This is a genomic window from Halomonas sp. KO116, assembly GCF_000734975.2.
GTDB classification, from domain to species: Bacteria; Pseudomonadota; Gammaproteobacteria; order Pseudomonadales; family Halomonadaceae; genus Vreelandella; species Vreelandella glaciei.
This window is the reverse complement of the sequence record NZ_CP011052.1, coordinates 622,026-637,372: the sequence shown is the minus strand read 5'-3', so window position 1 is coordinate 637,372 and position 15,347 is coordinate 622,026. Positions and strand designations below refer to the sequence as shown.

13 protein-coding genes and 1 pseudogene are annotated in these 15,347 nt (G+C 58.9%); 9 read left to right on the top strand and 5 right to left on the bottom strand.

From position 1 onward, the window contains the following. The first annotated feature begins 74 nt into the window (after window positions 1-74). The 6 genes and pseudogenes from KO116_RS02960 to KO116_RS02935 all read left to right on the top strand — a co-directional run bounded on the left by KO116_RS02960 (window position 75) and on the right by KO116_RS02935 (window position 6,294). Window positions 75-2,048: a TonB-dependent receptor domain-containing protein gene (locus KO116_RS02960; protein WP_035560720.1), complete on the top strand. Its 1,974-nt coding sequence runs from the start codon at window positions 75-77 to the stop codon at window positions 2,046-2,048. Window positions 2,049-2,079: 31 nt separating this feature from the next. After that, the gene (locus tag KO116_RS02955) at window positions 2,080-3,135 is read left to right on the top strand and encodes a ChuX/HutX family heme-like substrate-binding protein (protein WP_045812057.1); all 1,056 of its coding nucleotides are present in this window, start codon (window positions 2,080-2,082) and stop codon (window positions 3,133-3,135) included. Beyond that, window positions 3,132-4,016, top strand: a complete 885-nt coding sequence (locus tag KO116_RS02950; RefSeq protein ID WP_052703712.1) for a heme/hemin ABC transporter substrate-binding protein — start codon at window positions 3,132-3,134, stop codon at window positions 4,014-4,016. Before KO116_RS02955 ends, KO116_RS02950 begins: the two co-directional genes overlap by 4 nt. Further along, on the top strand, window positions 4,013-5,053 hold the full coding sequence (locus KO116_RS02945) for a FecCD family ABC transporter permease (protein ID WP_082072538.1): 1,041 nt from the start codon (window positions 4,013-4,015) through the stop codon (window positions 5,051-5,053). Before KO116_RS02950 ends, KO116_RS02945 begins: the two co-directional genes overlap by 4 nt. Before the next feature lie 53 nt (window positions 5,054-5,106). Then, window positions 5,107-5,808, top strand: a pseudogene (locus KO116_RS02940) (ATP-binding cassette domain-containing protein); the annotation flags it as partial. A gap of 111 nt (window positions 5,809-5,919) precedes the next feature. Further along, complete coding sequence (locus tag KO116_RS02935) at window positions 5,920-6,294, top strand: YbaN family protein (RefSeq protein WP_035560713.1); 375 nt, start codon at window positions 5,920-5,922, stop codon at window positions 6,292-6,294. Window positions 6,295-6,301: 7 nt separating this feature from the next. Here the strand turns inward: KO116_RS02935 and KO116_RS02930 are convergent, their stop codons facing one another. Further along, window positions 6,302-6,808 carry an Lrp/AsnC family transcriptional regulator gene (locus tag KO116_RS02930; protein ID WP_035560710.1) on the bottom strand — a complete coding sequence of 169 codons (507 nt, stop codon included), beginning with the start codon at window positions 6,806-6,808 and terminating at the stop codon, window positions 6,302-6,304. A gap of 203 nt (window positions 6,809-7,011) precedes the next feature. On the opposite strand from KO116_RS02930, the gene KO116_RS02925 reads away from it, so the two are divergent. From KO116_RS02925 to mgtE, 3 genes are all read left to right on the top strand, one after another. Then, a complete protein-coding gene (locus tag KO116_RS02925; protein ID WP_035560707.1) occupies window positions 7,012-8,028 on the top strand; it encodes a 1-aminocyclopropane-1-carboxylate deaminase in 1,017 nt (338 codons plus the stop codon). 129 nt (window positions 8,029-8,157) lie between these two features. Beyond that, window positions 8,158-8,352: a hypothetical protein gene (locus KO116_RS02920; RefSeq protein ID WP_035560704.1), complete on the top strand. Its 195-nt coding sequence runs from the start codon at window positions 8,158-8,160 to the stop codon at window positions 8,350-8,352. 68 nt (window positions 8,353-8,420) lie between these two features. Next, window positions 8,421-9,776 (top strand): magnesium transporter, encoded by a 1,356-nt coding sequence (gene mgtE, locus KO116_RS02915; protein WP_035560701.1) that lies wholly within the window; start codon window positions 8,421-8,423, stop codon window positions 9,774-9,776. 64 nt (window positions 9,777-9,840) lie between these two features. On the opposite strand, the gene KO116_RS02910 is transcribed toward mgtE, so the two are convergent. The 4 genes from KO116_RS02910 to iolD form a co-directional block, all read right to left on the bottom strand. Then, window positions 9,841-10,965 (bottom strand): Gfo/Idh/MocA family protein, encoded by a 1,125-nt coding sequence (locus tag KO116_RS02910; RefSeq protein WP_035560698.1) that lies wholly within the window; start codon window positions 10,963-10,965, stop codon window positions 9,841-9,843. A 75-nt stretch (window positions 10,966-11,040) separates the two neighbouring features. After that, window positions 11,041-12,543 carry a CoA-acylating methylmalonate-semialdehyde dehydrogenase gene (locus KO116_RS02905; RefSeq protein WP_035560696.1) on the bottom strand — a complete coding sequence of 501 codons (1,503 nt, stop codon included), beginning with the start codon at window positions 12,541-12,543 and terminating at the stop codon, window positions 11,041-11,043. Window positions 12,544-12,555: 12 nt separating this feature from the next. After that, window positions 12,556-13,467 carry a myo-inosose-2 dehydratase gene (gene iolE / locus KO116_RS02900; RefSeq protein WP_035560693.1) on the bottom strand — a complete coding sequence of 304 codons (912 nt, stop codon included), beginning with the start codon at window positions 13,465-13,467 and terminating at the stop codon, window positions 12,556-12,558. 31 nt (window positions 13,468-13,498) lie between these two features. Continuing rightward, complete coding sequence (gene iolD, locus KO116_RS02895) at window positions 13,499-15,346, bottom strand: 3D-(3,5/4)-trihydroxycyclohexane-1,2-dione acylhydrolase (decyclizing) (RefSeq protein ID WP_035560689.1); 1,848 nt, start codon at window positions 15,344-15,346, stop codon at window positions 13,499-13,501. Between the last annotated feature and the right edge of the window lies 1 nt (window position 15,347).

The window sequence follows — 15,347 nt, the reverse complement described above, 5'->3', positions numbered from 1 at the left end:
CAAAGCCAGCCAGGTAGCCCATCGCACCCAGCCAGCGACCTCTTCTACTTATCCCTGTTGGAACTCTCTGGCTCATGAACCACACACGCACTTTTGGTGGCCTCTATTTAACGCTGCTCCCACTGCTAGCCGCCCAAGCAGACGACGCCGAGCTTAATCCAGTGACGGTCACCGGCACCCGAGCGCCTACGGATCTTTCACAGGCGCCGCTAATTATCGATGTTATTGATCGCGATGATGCTGTGCTGACCACCGCCAGCCGGGTCGAAGACGTGCTTAGCCGCCAACCCGGCCTGCACGTGGCGGGTCAAGGGCGCCGAAATGGCCAAACGTTGAGTATGCGCGGCTTTGGCAGCAAAGGGGTGCTGGTACGTTTGGATGGCGTTCGCCAGGATATCTCCACCGGCCACATCGGCAACTTCTTCCTCGACCCTGGTTTGATTCAAGAAGTACAGATAGCGCGCGGCGCACTCTCCAGCCTTTACGGCAGCAATGCCATGGGCGGCGTGGTTAGTTTCACCAGTGTGGATGCCAATGACCTGCTGGCCCCCGGCAAAGATAGTGGTGTACGCCTTTCCGTAGGCGGTGCGACGGCCAGCGACGAACTGCGCGGCAGCCTAACCGCCTTTGGCCGCCGCGATACCGCCAATGGCCGGGTGGATGGCCTGTTTTCAATTGGCCGGAGTGAATCCGGCGATATTCGCCGCGCCGGGGGCGATGAAGCCGAAGAGGATGCCACGCTCAATAGCCTGCTGCTAAAAGGTGGTTGGGAGCCAAGCGACGACCAGCGGCTGTTTATGAGCTGGCAGCACTACGACGAACGCGCCACCCAGCCCGCCAACCCACAGCAGCTTTCCACCGATGCCAGCAATCCGCTGCATGACCGCGATGTGGAAAGCAACAACGTCCAGTTGGGCCACCGCTGGCAACCCAGCGCTGCCACCGAAGTCACTTCGCAGCTTACCTTTAGTCAGCAGGATATCGACGAGCCCCAGGCCAACCGCACCCTAGAGCGGGTCGGTCTTCAGAGCGACGGCTTCCACACTATGGATCACGGCTGGCTCTCGCAAACACTGGTGTTCGGCGCCGAATTGGAGCAAGCACGCCAACGGCCAGATGGCGAAGCGAATGGCTTCCCCAACGCCGATATCGACACCCAGGCCGCCTATCTCGACACCACCCTTACCGCTGGCAGCTATCTAGCCGATGGTGGGGCTGGGCAGTTTGATATTGGCTTGGGAGCCCGCTACGACCGTTACGACGCCAGCGGTAATGAAGCCGATAGTGTCCACGACCAAGTGTCACCGCGTTTTCGCCTCGCTTGGCGACCCGACGATGCCCTGATGCTGTTCTCCGGCTACGCCGAAGCCTTCCGAGCCCCCAGCCTTTCTGAGCTTTACGCCAACGAGCGCCACTTTGCCGGTTTCTGCGCCGGGCCAGCCTTCTGCACGCCGGACAATTACTGGATTCCCAATCCCAACCTCTCGCCTGAATCCAGCCACACCTGGGAAAGCGGCGTGGTCTGGCATCAGGGCGACTGGCAGGTTCGTGCCAGCTACTTCGACACCCGCGCCGACGATTTTATCGACACCCACGTCGACATCATGGCGGGCACCACCCAGGCGGTGAACGTTCAGCGCGCCCAGCTATGGGGCTATGACGCCCGGGTGACCTGGCAGCCCAGCGCTTTCCCGCTACTCACCAGCTTTGTGGGTCTTTCGGAAGTCTCCGGCAAAGACCGTGATTCTGGCGAGCCCCTAGGCAGTCAAACACCCCTGGAAGCCACCCTGGGTAGCGAGGTGGCGCTGTACAGCAGCGATATCCGCCTGGGCTGGCAAGCACGCTTTGCCCAATCTTTCGATAAGCAGGGCGATGACGAGCGCCTTCCCGGTTACGGCCTACACGATGTGCATCTCGCCTGGCAACTCACCCCGGCCGTGGATACCTCGCTGCGCCTTGCCAATGTTGGCGACAAGGTATGGTACCGCCCCGACGGCAGTCTGGGCGATGGGCGCAGTCTTTTCGCCACCCTTAACTGGCAGTGGTAAATCCATACAGTCAACCCGATAGAGGTGCATCATGATTCCATCCCAACAGATCGCGATTATCGAAGCCTTTGACGCGGCACGCTGCGCGCAGCCGCGGCTACCTGCGATTGAGATTGCCGAGCGCTTATCGATCAGCGAAGGCGAGCTGCAGGCCGCCCGGTTAGGGCGCGACGTTTGGACGCTGCCGCTCTCGCCCAGCGATGTCGCCGCCTACCTGCCCCAACTGGGGTGGGTGAAGGCGTTGACTCGCTCCCGGCTGGCCGTGTTAGAGCAAACCGGCGATTACCCTGAACTTGGCGGCGGACCACAAACAGGCCTGTTACTCGACCCAGGTGGCCTGGATCTCCGCTTGCTCTACACTCACTGGCACTGGGCCTGCCTGATTCGTGATCCTATGCCTGACACCAGCGTGGAAGAAGCGCAGTGGCGCTGGAGCCTACAGATATTCAACCAGCATGGCTGTGCCGTTCACAAATGCTTTGCCCTGGAGAACCCGCTGCCGCGCCCCTGGGGGGCCTTAGCGGCCTTGGGCACTCGGGACACGCCAGCGTTTACCCAGAGCATGCCCCGCCTAAAGCGCCCGCTGCCCGAAGCGCCAACCCTCGCTAGCGAGTGGGGCGCGATGCGCGACGTGCACCAGTTCTTTGCCCTCCTCCAGCGTCATCACCTGGAGCGCATTGAGGCCAACCAACTGATGGAAGGCCGCTATACCCGCTCGCTGCCTGTGCAGGCGCTGGAAACAGCGCTTCAGTACGCCAGCCTCCGCGCGCTGCCGTTGATGCTGTTTGTCGCCAGCCCCGGCTGCGTGCAAATCCGCACCGGTAAATTACCCACCCCGCAACGCGCACGCGGCTGGCTCAACTTGTTTGGCGAGCAGTTCACCCTGCACCTGAATGACACCGCTATCGACCAAGTGTGGCAAGTCAGCAAACCCAACCGCGACGGCGGCGTGACCAGCATTGAGGCCTTCGATGCCGAAGGTTCGTTAGTGCTGCAACTTTACGCGGAGCGTCAGGAAGGCCGCGTGGAACGTCGCGAGTGGCGGCAACTACTGGGTGAACTCGGCAGCCAAGAGGCGGTGGCATGACCTCCTACTATATAAAGACGCGATTGTTGGGGATAGCTGTATTGGGCTGGCTACTGGCTGGCACACCTTTGGCCCATGCTGACGAGCGTTGGGTGGTGCTGGGCGGCGATATCGCTGAAACCGTTGCCGCCCTGGAGGCCGACATTAATGTCATTGCTCGGGATGACACGGTGGTGTATCCAACGGCTATGGCGGCGCTGCCCTCGGTGGGTTATCTGCGCCAGCTCTCCGCTGAAAGCATCCTGTCGGTTAAACCTGACCAGGTGTTAGCCGCCGGGCACGCAGGCCCCAAGGAAGTGCTTGAGCAGTTGGGGGCTGTCGGTGTCAGCGTAGAGCTCATCAGCGCCCCGCCCACCCTTAATGCGATTGCCGATAAAGTCCGCGCCGTCGGACAAGTAACTGACCGACGCGACGCGGCAGAGGCCTTGGCAAATGCGTTGAACGCCAAACTTGACCGGCTAGCTAGCCTGCCCGCTCTACCCCCCACTCGCGCCATGTTTATCATGCAGCATAGCGGCTTAACACCCCGGGCGGCAGGCAGCGACACGGCAGCGCATACCGCGCTCGAAGCGGTGGGCCTAGCAAATGCCTTCGCCGAGATGCAGGGCTACCACAGCGTGGGCGCCGAAGCCCTGGCTCGGCAGGCACCGGAGATTGTGGTTGTCTCGGAACGGGGCTTGGCGGCAATGGGCGGTGAAGCGGCGCTATGGCAACTGCCCGGCATGGCGTTAACACCCGCAGGCCGCGCACGGCAATTTATCGTGATTAACGACCAAGCGCTGCTGGGCTTTGGCCCTCGTGCCCCTGATCAATTGCTCACCTTGCGTCAGGACGTCGAAGCGCTATTAGGCATAACCGCCACTGCTCTGATAAGCCCATGATTGCACTACTTAATGCCTACCGCTATCGCATGCTGATTCCAGTTAACCGCACAACCCGCGTGCTCGCAGGATTAACCGCTGCGCTGTTGCTGGCCTTAGTCTGGGCGGCCGCCTCTGGCGCGCTGGGTATCTCGCCCTGGGAAGTACTCCGCGGCCAGGAAGACCCGTTCAGTGTGCAAGTTTGGTGGCAGTTGCGCCTGCCGCGCTTACTGCTGGGTGTAGCGGTGGGGGCGATGCTTGCCGGTAGCGGCGCCGCCATGCAGGGGCTGTTTCGTAACCCGCTGGCCGATCCCACCCTGCTCGGCCTTGCCAGTGGTGCCGGGCTTTTCGTAGCAGTGTGGATCGTGCTCTTTCAAGACAGCGGCGCAGGTAGCCTTTACGGTCAGTTCGCGGCAGGCTTTCTGGGGGCTTTGTGCGTCTGTTTGATCGGATTTGGTATCGCCAAGCGCCAGGGCGGCGGCAGTGCGGCGGTCATGACCCTGCTACTGGCTGGTTTGGCCATCAACACCCTAGCCGGGGCTGGCGGCGGGGTTTTAGCCTTTATCGCCAGCGATGAGCAGCTACGCCAGCTTAGTTTATGGGGCATGGGTACGCTGACTAACGCCCTGTGGCGCACCACGGCGCTCGCCCTGGTACTGATTGCCGCTGCCCTGTGGCTGTTAATGCGTAGCGCTCGTGAACTCGACCTGCTCCAGCTAGGCGAAGCGACTGCGCATGCGGCGGGGCTGGATGCAAGCCATTTAAAACGCCGGGTGGTGATCGCGACCTCATTGGGAGTAGGAATCTGTGTGGCGCTTACCGGCGTCATTGGCTTTTTGGGCCTGCTGGTACCCCACTGCCTGCGGCTTTGGTTAGGACCTGGCCATCGGCTGCTGCTGCCCGCCTCAATGCTCGGCGGCGCGTTGCTGCTGGTCGTTGCTGATACGCTAGCTCGCACCGTCGCTGCCCCGGCAGAAATCCCCGTGGGTCTGCTGACTAGCCTGCTCGGCGGCCCCTATTTCCTGTACCTACTGATGCGCAGGAACCGAGCATGCTAACGCTCCATCAGGCTGGTTTGACTAACACTCCCGCTATCGCCCCACTAGACGGCACGATTCGACCCGGCGAGCTGCTTGCCATTGTTGGCCCCAACGGTGCGGGCAAGAGCACGCTGCTCAGTATGCTGTCGGGCTTTCGCAGCGCCGAACAGGGCGAGCTACATCTGGATGGCAAACCCTTGCGCGCATGGCCCATCACCGAGCTTGCCAACCGGCGGGCGCTGGTCGCCCAGCAAGAGTTGCCCGGTTTTGACTGGCAAACCGATGAGCTGGTGAGTCTAGGCAGTAACCCAGCCAAATCACTGGTGGGAGCGCTACTGGATGACCTGGACTTAACCCACCTCGCCAAGCGCAGCGTGCTCTCGCTTTCCGGCGGCGAACGCCAGCGGGTGATGATCGCCCGAGGCGCCTGCCAGCTACTTTCAAGGTGTTCTCCCACTGCCAAGGAGGGCGGTATTTTACTGCTGGACGAACCGACCAGCGCACTGGATATCGGCCAGCAGCAGCGTCTGATGCGCCAACTACGCAGCTGGGCCACGCAGCACCACATGGCCATTGTTTGCGTGCTTCACGACCTGAATCTCGCCAGCACCTACGCTGACCGGGTATGGCTGCTGAATCAAGGGCAGCGTATTGACCATGGCCTACCCAACCAAGTGCTCAACCCCGCGACCATTGCGAAGATTTACGCGGCCGAGCTGCAGCACATTGAGGGCGGCACCCACGGCAAGCCCCTGCTTGCCCTGGCGCCTTAAGACACCTTTCAGCAGCCAACGAATCGAGTGGCAAAGCCCTCATATAAGTCCATACTTATCCATACGTAACGGGCAATATAGGCATCACCGTGTGCCAATTGGGGAGCAAGAATGAGACTGATCAGCCTCATGTGGGTAATGCTGGCAGGGGTGAGTTTTAGCATCGGTGTATTAGGCATTTTTCTACCCCTGCTGCCCACCACCGTGTTTATGCTAATGGCTGTTTACTGTGCCTCCAAAGGCTCACCGCGCTTTGAAGCCTGGATCCGCTCCCGTCACTATGTCGGCCCGCTACTGGTTACCTGGGAACAAGAACGCGCCATACCCCGACGTGCTAAGTTGGCGGCTGTTAGCATGATAGCGTTGAGTGCGCTGATCACTGCTTGGTCACTCGGCCCCGGCTGGACACGCTGGGGGGTGATCGTTCTCCTGATGCTGGTTGCCGTTTGGCTGGCCACCCGGCCAGAGCCCTCCTCTTCGCCTTAACACACGACTAAACCAGCACCTTATGGGTCGAGACCACCTGTCGCAGCCCCATAAACGAGCGGATCTGGCGCACGCCGGGTAGATAGAGCAGTTGTTCGGCGTGCAGCCTGTTGAAGCTTTGGCTGTCCCGCGTGCGTACCAACATGAAATAGTCAAACTCCCCGGTAACCACGTGGCACTCCATACAGCCTGACACCTTCTGGGCCGCCTCCTCAAAGGCGGCGAAGGATTCCGGCGTCGAGCGATCCAATACGACTCCAATCAACACCACCATACCTGCCTGTAGCTGCTCCGGGTCTAAATGGGCCACCACCCTGCTGATTACCCCATCCCGCTTGAGCCTTTCCACCCTGCGTAAGCACGCCGCCGGGCTCAAGTTCACCTGCTCTGCCAGTGCCACATTGGAGAGCATGGCATCGTCCTGAAGCAGTTTAAGGATACGCCGATCTGTTCGGTCTAGTTCAGCGGCCTGATCATCAGGCTCAGGGCGTGAACGGGAGGTTTTTGAGCGCACTATTATTTACCTTATTCATCTATAAACACTATTTAAACCCACAAAAAACATGTCTTAGCAACTTTTATTGCTTTAAACCAGCCAACTTTGCAACACAAAAATCATAGCTAACACTTACTATAAATAGCAGAGAGCACGCCAATTGTTCACAACAACTTTAGCCACCCTATATCGCACCCAATGTTTTAAAGCTGGAGATTGCTATGAACCTCGAACGCTTCCCACGTTACCCACTCACCTTTGGCCCCTCTCCCATTACGCCGCTCAAACGGCTAAGCGAACATTTAGGCGGTGAAGTAGAGCTCTACGCCAAGCGTGAAGACTGCAACAGCGGCCTGGCCTTTGGTGGCAACAAGACCCGTAAGCTGGAGTACTTGATTCCTGAGGCGCTGGAGCAAGGTTGCGATACGCTGGTCTCCATTGGCGGCATTCAGTCGAACCAGACCCGGCAGGTCGCTGCTGTCGCCGCTCACTTGGGCATGCAGTGCGTACTGGTGCAGGAGAACTGGGTCAACTACTCCGATGCAGTCTATGACCGTGTAGGCAATATCGAGATGTCGCGCATCATGGGCGCCGATGTGCGCTTGGATGACGCGGGGTTCGATATCGGCATTCGCCCCAGCTGGGAGCAGGCGATGGAGGATGTGCGCCAGCGCGGCGGCAAGCCCTTCCCGATTCCCGCTGGCTGCTCCGAGCATCCTTACGGCGGTTTAGGCTTTGTAGGCTTTGCCGAAGAGGTGCGCCAGCAGGAGAAAGAGCTGGGCTTCACATTCGACTATATCGTGGTGTGCTCGGTCACCGGCAGCACCCAGGCGGGCATGGTGGTGGGGTTTGCCGCCGATGGCCGCGCCCAGCGAGTGATTGGCATTGATGCCTCTGCCAAGCCTGAGAAAACCCGTGAACAGATCCTGCGCATCGCGCGCAATACGGCTGAGTTGGTGGAATTGGAAGGCGGTATTAGCGATGACGATGTCATTTTGGATACCCGATACGGCGGCCCCGAGTACGGCCTGCCCAACGAAGGCACGCTGGAAGCCATTCGCCTGTGCGCCCGCCTGGAAGGGGTACTTACCGACCCCGTTTACGAAGGCAAGTCGATGCACGGTATGATCAACATGGTGCGCAACGGTGAATTCCCAGCAGGCTCCAAGGTGCTCTACGCCCACCTAGGCGGCGTCGCCGCGCTAAATGCCTATAGTTTCCTGTTTAGAAATGGATAAGGAATAAAACACCCACCTCGAACCGTCTGATCCAGCGCCTCAATAACGCCGATCAGACGGTTACTGCTGTACACATAATGCACACCCTATAGTCTTGGCGTATAAGATGTTCACTCATGAGGATACGCCATGTCTTCAACCCTCCCCACTCATCTCCCCCTTGACGAACTTGTCCAATACCCGGCGCCGCTAAATTTCACCCACGGCACGCTCACCTGGGCCGACGCCGATGATGAGATGATTGGCACCGACATACCGCCCGTTTCTGCCCAGCAGCGCATGGCCTATGGTGTTCGCGTGGCGTTCAACCATACCTGTCTATAACATTCATAAAGCGAGCCACCAGGAGTTTGCACTTCTTTAACACTTAGCTTCCAACAAGGACGGACTCTATGCGCGATGATGAAAAATACACCAATTCCGAAGAGCAGCTACTCCACCTTCAAAATCTGCTAGATGATCCAGACACAACGGCACTAAAAGCGTATTTCTCTGAACTCGATATTTTAGACATCGCGCGAACACTGGAGTCCTTCCCGGCTAAAACGCGAGATTTCCTTTGGGAGTATGTTCCCGACGATTTTATCGGCGAGGTTCTCGCCGAAGTTGACGAAGACATCCGCGCTGACTACATCGAAGACTTATCGGCCAGCGATGTAGAAGAAATTGTTAAAGGCTTGGATGCTCAAGAAGTTGCTGAAGTTTTAGATGTTGCTGATGAAGCCATAAAAACCAGCGTCTACGCTAGCCTAGAGCAAGAGATCCGCGCCCAGGTTGAGAATCTTCACGCCTATGAAGATGACGTGGTTGGCCGTTACATGGATCCCGAGACGGTCAATGTAAAACAGGGCGTGTCGTTAGAGGCCGTACAGCGCTATATCCGCATTCACCATCTGCTCGACGATGAGTCGCAGCAGATCATGATTACGGATAAAGACAAACGCTTACTCGGCACTTTGACCCTGATTGATTTAATCAAGCAACCACAAGATGCGATGGTTGATGATTATATGGATGACTTTTTCACCCTAAATGATCAAATGAAAGTCAGTGATGCGGCGGCGTTATTGCGTTCTAAAGAGCTGCACTTTGTGCCCGTGTGCGATAGCGATGGGTTATTGGTAGGCCAGCTAAACGCCGCCGACGTACTTGAAATCACCCAAGACGACGCTGACATGACGCTAAAGCATATGTCCGGCGTCAGTAACGAAGAGGAAGTCTTCACGCCCGTTTTACGCAGTGCGAAAAGTCGCGGCATTTGGCTGGGTATTAATCTGTTAACGGCTTTTTTAGCCGCCTTCGTTATTGGTCAATTTGAAGCGGCATTAGATCAAATTGTAGCCCTGGCCATTTTGATGCCGGTGGTGGCGAGCATGGGGGGTATTGCGGGTAGTCAAACCCTCACCGTGGTTATACGCGGCCTGGCGCTGGGCCAACTGGCGGGCAACAACGTCCGCTGGCTGTATAACAAAGAGATGTGGGTGGGTATGAGTAACGGCTTGGTTTGGGCATTAGTGGTCGGCTTGATTGCCCATCTCTGGTTTGGCGACGCCATGATCACACTGGTGATCACCCTGGCCATCTTTATCAATATGAGTCTCGCCAACTTATCCGGCGTACTCATTCCCATGGTGTTGAAAAAGCTCCAGATCGACCCCGCGTTATCCGGTGCGGTAATCTTGACGACCGTGACCGATGTGGTCGGCTTTTTATCATTCCTTGGGCTCGCGACGCTGATTATTCTGTGACTTTTTTCTCCCGTCAGGCGCCTGGGCGTTTATTGAAAAGCCCAGGCGCTCAAGGCAGAAGCAACTACGAGACCGTCACCCACTGCCCCATCCGATCTGATGCTTCGATGGCCTCAATAAGCCGATTAACCCGCGCGGCTTCGCGGAAGTCTGGATAGAGGGGGCGGTCGTTGATGATGCCCTCCACCAGATCACGCACCTCGATAATCTTTTGATCGTTATAGCCCAGGCCGTGCCCTGGGGCGGGGCTGAACGCCGCATAGTCGGGGTGTTCGGGGCCCGCTAACAGGGTGGTGAACCCGCGCCTGCCGTGGGCATCGCCGTGACGATATAGCTGCAGCTCGCTCATGCGCTCCTGATCAAACACAATGGCACCCTTGGTGCCCGTTAGCGTGTAGGCCAAGCCCATCTTGCGGCCAGCTGCCACCCGTGAAGTTTCGATATTACCGATTAACTCCTGATCAAAACGCAGCATGGCCTGGGCTTGATCATCGTTCTCTACCGCCGCCATACCGTTGCCGTCGGCCGTGGGGCGCATGGGAATGACGGTTTGTAGTTGGCCGCAAACCTCGGTAATGCGCTGCCCGGTTAAAAACTCGGCCATATTGAGAATATGCGAGCCCACATCGCCTAACGCACCGGCGCCTGCGGTCGCCCGCTTGGTATGCCAATCGTGGGGCTTTTCCGGGTCGAGCAGGTAATCCTCGTTGTGCCGTCCACGAAAATGAATCAGCTCACCAATTTCACCGCTGGCAACAATCTGGCGGGCCAGCTGGGTGGCGGAATTGCGAATGTAGTTAAAGCCCACCAGGGTTTTGACACCCGCCTTTTCAGCCGCGGCGACAATCTCGTCGGCGTCTGCCGTGCTCAGCGCCAGCGGCTTTTCAGCGTAAACATGCTTGCCCGCCGCAATGGCGGCCAGTGCCATCTCTTTATGCAGGAAATTGGGCGCGCAGATATCCACCACGTCCACGTCACTGTCGGCCACCAGGGCGCGCCAATCGCCGGTGGCGCGGGCAAATCCCCAGGCCCGCGCTCGGCTCTCTGCCGTGGCGAGGTCGACATCCGCCAGCAGTTCGCAAACGGGTTTAGCGGGCAGTTCAAAAACGCTGGACGCCGCATTAAAAGCAATGGCGTGGGCTTTGCCCATAAAACCGGTGCCGATTAGGCCAATCTTGAGGGTTTTCATTGTGATTATCCCTGTTTGAAAACAGTAACGCCGGGCTGGGCCCGGCGTTGAATGGTGGCGTGCCCCGTAGACTGTTTACATGGTCGGCATGGTGAAGTGGTTGGTCTCTTCACGAATGCCGCTGGGCCAGCGCTGGGTGATGGTTTTCATACGGGTATAGAAACGCACGCCGTCCGGGCCGTGCATATGCAACGGGCCAAACAGCGAGCGCTTCCAGCCGCCGAAGCTGTGGAACGCCATGGGCACCGGAATCGGTACGTTAACGCCGACCATGCCGACCTGGATCTGCTCGCAGTACTGGCGCGCCGCATCGCCATCGCGGGTAAAGATCGCTGTGCCATTGCCGTATTCATGGGCATTGATCATGCTGACCGCTTCGTCGAAGCTGGCCACGCGAGCAATCGCCAGCACTGGGCCGAAGATCTCTTCGGAGTGAATACGCATGCTGGGCGTGACATGGTCAAACAGACTGCCGCCGATAAAGTAGCCATCGCCTGCGCCGTCAATCGTGGTCTGGCGACCGTCGACCACTAACTCTGCGCCTTCATCCACGCCGGTTTGGATATAACCCGCCACTTTTTCGCGGTGCTCGCGGGTGATCAGCGGCCCCATATCGTTATCCGGGCCATCGACCAGGCCAGGCCCGACTGTCAGCTTATCAAGTTCGACCACCAGTTTTTCGCGCAGACGGTTGGCGGTCTCTTCGCCAACGGGTACGGCCACCGAAATCGCCATGCAGCGCTCGCCTGCCGAGCCATAGGCCGCCCCCATCAGGGCACCCACGGCCTGATCGAGATCCGCATCGGGCATGATCACCATATGGTTTTTGGCCCCGCCCAGGGCCTGAACACGCTTGCCATGGGCTGATGCGGTAGCGTAGATGTACTCGGCAATTGGGGTAGAGCCCACAAAGCTAACCGCTTGAACACGCTCATCAGTAAGCAGTACATCCACCGCTTCTTTATCACCATTGACGACATTAAAGACGCCATCCGGTAGGCCCGCTTCTTTAAGTAGCTCAGCTAAGCGCAGCGGCGTAGAGGGGTCTTTCTCCGAAGGTTTCATGACGAAGGTGTTGCCGCAGGCCAGAGCAATGGGGAACATCCACATGGGTACCATGGCGGGGAAGTTGAACGGCGAGATACCGGCGCACACGCCCAGCGGCTGCATCATCGAGTAACTATCAACGCCGGTGCCGACGTTCATGGAGTGCTCGCCCTTCTGAAGGTGGGGAATGCCGCAGGCAAATTCGACCACTTCCAGGCCCCGGGTCACTTCGCCTTTGGCATCTGAAAATACCTTGCCGTGCTCGCTGGAAATCAGCCGCGCCAGCTCATCGGTACGCTCCTCAACCAGCGCTTTAAACTTAAACAGGATACGCGAACGCTTTAGCGGCGAGGTTTTTGACCAGTCGGCAAAGGCCTCGTCGGCGATGCGCACCGCTTCGCGGGTTTCGTCAGCGGTGGCGAGCACTACTTGTGCGCTCTGCTCACCGGTGGCCGGATTATAGACCGGCGCAGTACGTTGGCTCTGACCCGCGGAGAGCTGACCATTGAGATAGTGGGATAGCGTCTTCATACGAGCTCCTGATTAATTAGTGGCGTCAGCAACGTCGAAGCCTGCCTGCTCGGCAAGTTGGCGTAAGTTGCGATAACCCAGGCGGGCGTAAGTCAGCGGGTGAGCGACTTCCGGGTCTTGTTCGGCTTCAACCACTAACCACCCCTGGTAGCCCTGTTCGCACAGGTGGGTTAAGGCGGGCAGGAAATCCACATTGCCATCCCCCGGCACCGTAAACAGGCCGTCTAACACGCCGTTTAAAAAGCTTTTGTCGCGGTTGCGTACCGCGTCCAGCACTGGGAAGCGCAGATCTTTGCAGTGCACATGATGGATACGTTGGCTGTAGCGTTTGGCGACGGCGAGAGGGTCACCGCCAGCACCTCGCAAATGACCAAAATCAAGCAGCAGCCCCACGCCTTCGCCAGTGTTGTCCATTAAGCGTTCAACGTCGGCCTGGCTTTCGATCACCGTGCCCAGGTGGTGGTGATACACCAGTTGAATACCCTGGGATTTCAGGTAGTCGCCCACTACCTCCAGGCCATGCAGCAGTCGCTGCCACTCTTGCTCGGAAAGGTGCGGACGCTGGGAGAGCGGTCGCTCCTGAGCGCCGTGCACACAGTGGGTGACTTCACACAGCACCATTACCTTCGCACCGCATTCCTTGAGCAGGTTCATGTGATCCTGAATGGCGTCAATCTCTTCTTCAGGCGTGCGCTCCAGCAACTGCGCGGAATACCAGCCCGACACAAGCGCCAAGTCGTGGGCACTCAGCACCTGATTCAAGGCGTCGGGGGTGCGGGGAAATTTATTGCCCAACTCGAAGCCGCTAAACCCCGCTTCGCGGCCCTCTTGCAAGCAGGTTTCCAGTGGTGTTGCGCCGCCCAGGCTGGGCAAGTCGTCGTTCGTCCAGGTGAGCGGGTTGATGCCTAAAGTAACCGTTGGCATAGCGTATTCCTTGTGATTATGTTTGTTGGTATTAATGGCGTTGGCGCTGCTTGGCTTTGCGGTACCCTTGATAGGCTTTATTGACGGCTTCACGCTCGGAAACCTCGGGCACGGCCACCTCCCACCAGGCGCCGCCTTCTTGGGTGCTGGGTAACGGGTCGGTGTCCAGGGCAATCACATAGGTCGAGGTGGCGCTGCGAGCACGCACCAGCGCCTGCTCCAATTCCGCAATACCGGTCACCGATTCAGACTCACAACCCAACGCTTTGGCGTGAGCGGCAAAATCGGTTTTGGGAGCGCCGGCCTCCACAGTGCGGCAATCTTGCAGAAGGTTGTTGAACCCCGCGCCGCCTGTGGCCTGCTGCAAGCGGTTGATGCAGCCATAGCCGCGGTTATCCAACACCACCACAATCAGCTTGTGGCCCAGCATCACCGAGGTTGCCAGCTCCGAGTTGTGCATCAGGTAGCTACCATCGCCCACCATCACCACCACTTCGTTGTCGGGCTTGGCCATCTTGACACCCAGCCCGCCCGCAATTTCATAGCCCATGCAGGAGAAACCGTACTCCACGTGGTAGCTGCCGGGGCCGGAGCATTGCCAGAGCTTATGTAGCTCGCCGGGCAAGCCACCGGCGGCACATACTACGGTGGTATCGTTGCCTGCCTGGCGATTGACGGCGCCGATCACCTGGGCATCAGTGGGCAGCGCCAGCCCTTGGTCGGCGGTCACGTTGTGCACGATTTCGACCCACTCGCGCTTGAGCGTGCCGGTCTGCTCGCGCCATTCATCGCTGCCGCGCCATTCGCCCAGCGCCGCGTCGAGTTGGCCAAGCCCGACCAAGGCGTCGCAGCTTAGCGGCAGCGCTTGATGCTTCAGGCTGTCGAAGCGGCCAACGTTGAGGGCGATCAGCGTTTTTTCGCTGCCTTCAAACAGCGCCCGGGAGCCGGTGGTAAAGTCCTGCAGCCGCGTGCCCACCGCCAAAATGACATCCGCCTGCTCCGCCAACTGGTTGGCGGCTGCGCTACCGGTCACCCCAATGGCACCTACCGCGCAAGGGTGGCTATCGGCCAGTGCGCCTTTCCCCGCCTGGGTTTCAGCTACCGGGATGCCCCGTGCTTTGGCAAACTCGGCCAAAGCGTCACAGGCAGAGGCGTAATGCACGCCGCCACCGGTGATAATCAGCGGGCGTTTGGCCTGTTGTAGCGCGGCGACTGCTTGGCGTAGCTCATAAAAATCCGGCGGCGGACGGCGAATGCGATGTACCTTGGGGGCAAAAAAGGCCTCTGGGTAATCGTAGGCAAAGGTTTGCACATCCTGGGGCAGCGCCAGGGTCGCAGGGCCGCAATGCTCCGGGTCAAGCAGGGTGGCAAGCGCCTGGGGCAAACTGGTCAGCAGCTGCTCGGGGCGGTTAATACGGTCGAAATAGCGCGACACCGGGCGAAAACAGTCGTTAACGCTAATGGTCGGGTCGCCGAAATGCTCCACCTGCTGGAGTACCGGGTCGGGTTCGCGGGTGGCGAAGGTGTCCCCCGGTAGCAGCAAAATTGGCAGTCGGTTGGCGTGGGCGAGCGCTGCGGCGGTGACCATATTGGTCGCCCCCGGGCCTATCGAGCTGGTCGCGGCCATTAAGCGCTGGCGATTATTGGCTTTGGCAAAGGCAATCGCCGCGTGGGCCATGGCCTGTTCGTTGTGAGCGCGAAAGGTCGGAAGCGTGTCTTGCACGTGGTAGAGCGCTTCACCCATTCCGGCCACATTGCCATGACCAAAAATCGCAAACACGCCTTCAAACAGCGCCACTTCTTGGCCATCCACCTCTATACGTTGTGCAGCAAGGTACTTGACCAACGCCTGGGCCATGGTGAGTCGAATGGTGCTCATT

Bases quoted from the DNA above. Each gene is read 5' to 3' on its own strand.
- KO116_RS02955 (WP_045812057.1), top strand. From the start codon at position 2,080: ATGATTCCATCCCAACAGATCGCGATTATCGAAGCCTTTGACGCGGCA.
- KO116_RS02960 (WP_035560720.1), top strand. From the start codon at position 75: ATGAACCACACACGCACTTTTGGTGGCCTCTATTTAACGCTGCTCCCA.
- KO116_RS02950 (WP_052703712.1), top strand. From the start codon at position 3,132: ATGACCTCCTACTATATAAAGACGCGATTGTTGGGGATAGCTGTATTG.
- iolE (WP_035560693.1), bottom strand. From the start codon at position 13,467: ATGCCAACGGTTACTTTAGGCATCAACCCGCTCACCTGGACGAACGAC.
- mgtE (WP_035560701.1), top strand. From the start codon at position 8,421: ATGCGCGATGATGAAAAATACACCAATTCCGAAGAGCAGCTACTCCAC.
- KO116_RS02945 (WP_082072538.1), top strand. From the start codon at position 4,013: ATGATTGCACTACTTAATGCCTACCGCTATCGCATGCTGATTCCAGTT.
- KO116_RS02925 (WP_035560707.1), top strand. From the start codon at position 7,012: ATGAACCTCGAACGCTTCCCACGTTACCCACTCACCTTTGGCCCCTCT.
- KO116_RS02905 (WP_035560696.1), bottom strand. From the start codon at position 12,543: ATGAAGACGCTATCCCACTATCTCAATGGTCAGCTCTCCGCGGGTCAG.
- KO116_RS02935 (WP_035560713.1), top strand. From the start codon at position 5,920: ATGAGACTGATCAGCCTCATGTGGGTAATGCTGGCAGGGGTGAGTTTT.
- KO116_RS02920 (WP_035560704.1), top strand. From the start codon at position 8,158: ATGTCTTCAACCCTCCCCACTCATCTCCCCCTTGACGAACTTGTCCAA.
- iolD (WP_035560689.1), bottom strand. From the start codon at position 15,346: ATGAGCACCATTCGACTCACCATGGCCCAGGCGTTGGTCAAGTACCTT.
- KO116_RS02910 (WP_035560698.1), bottom strand. From the start codon at position 10,965: ATGAAAACCCTCAAGATTGGCCTAATCGGCACCGGTTTTATGGGCAAA.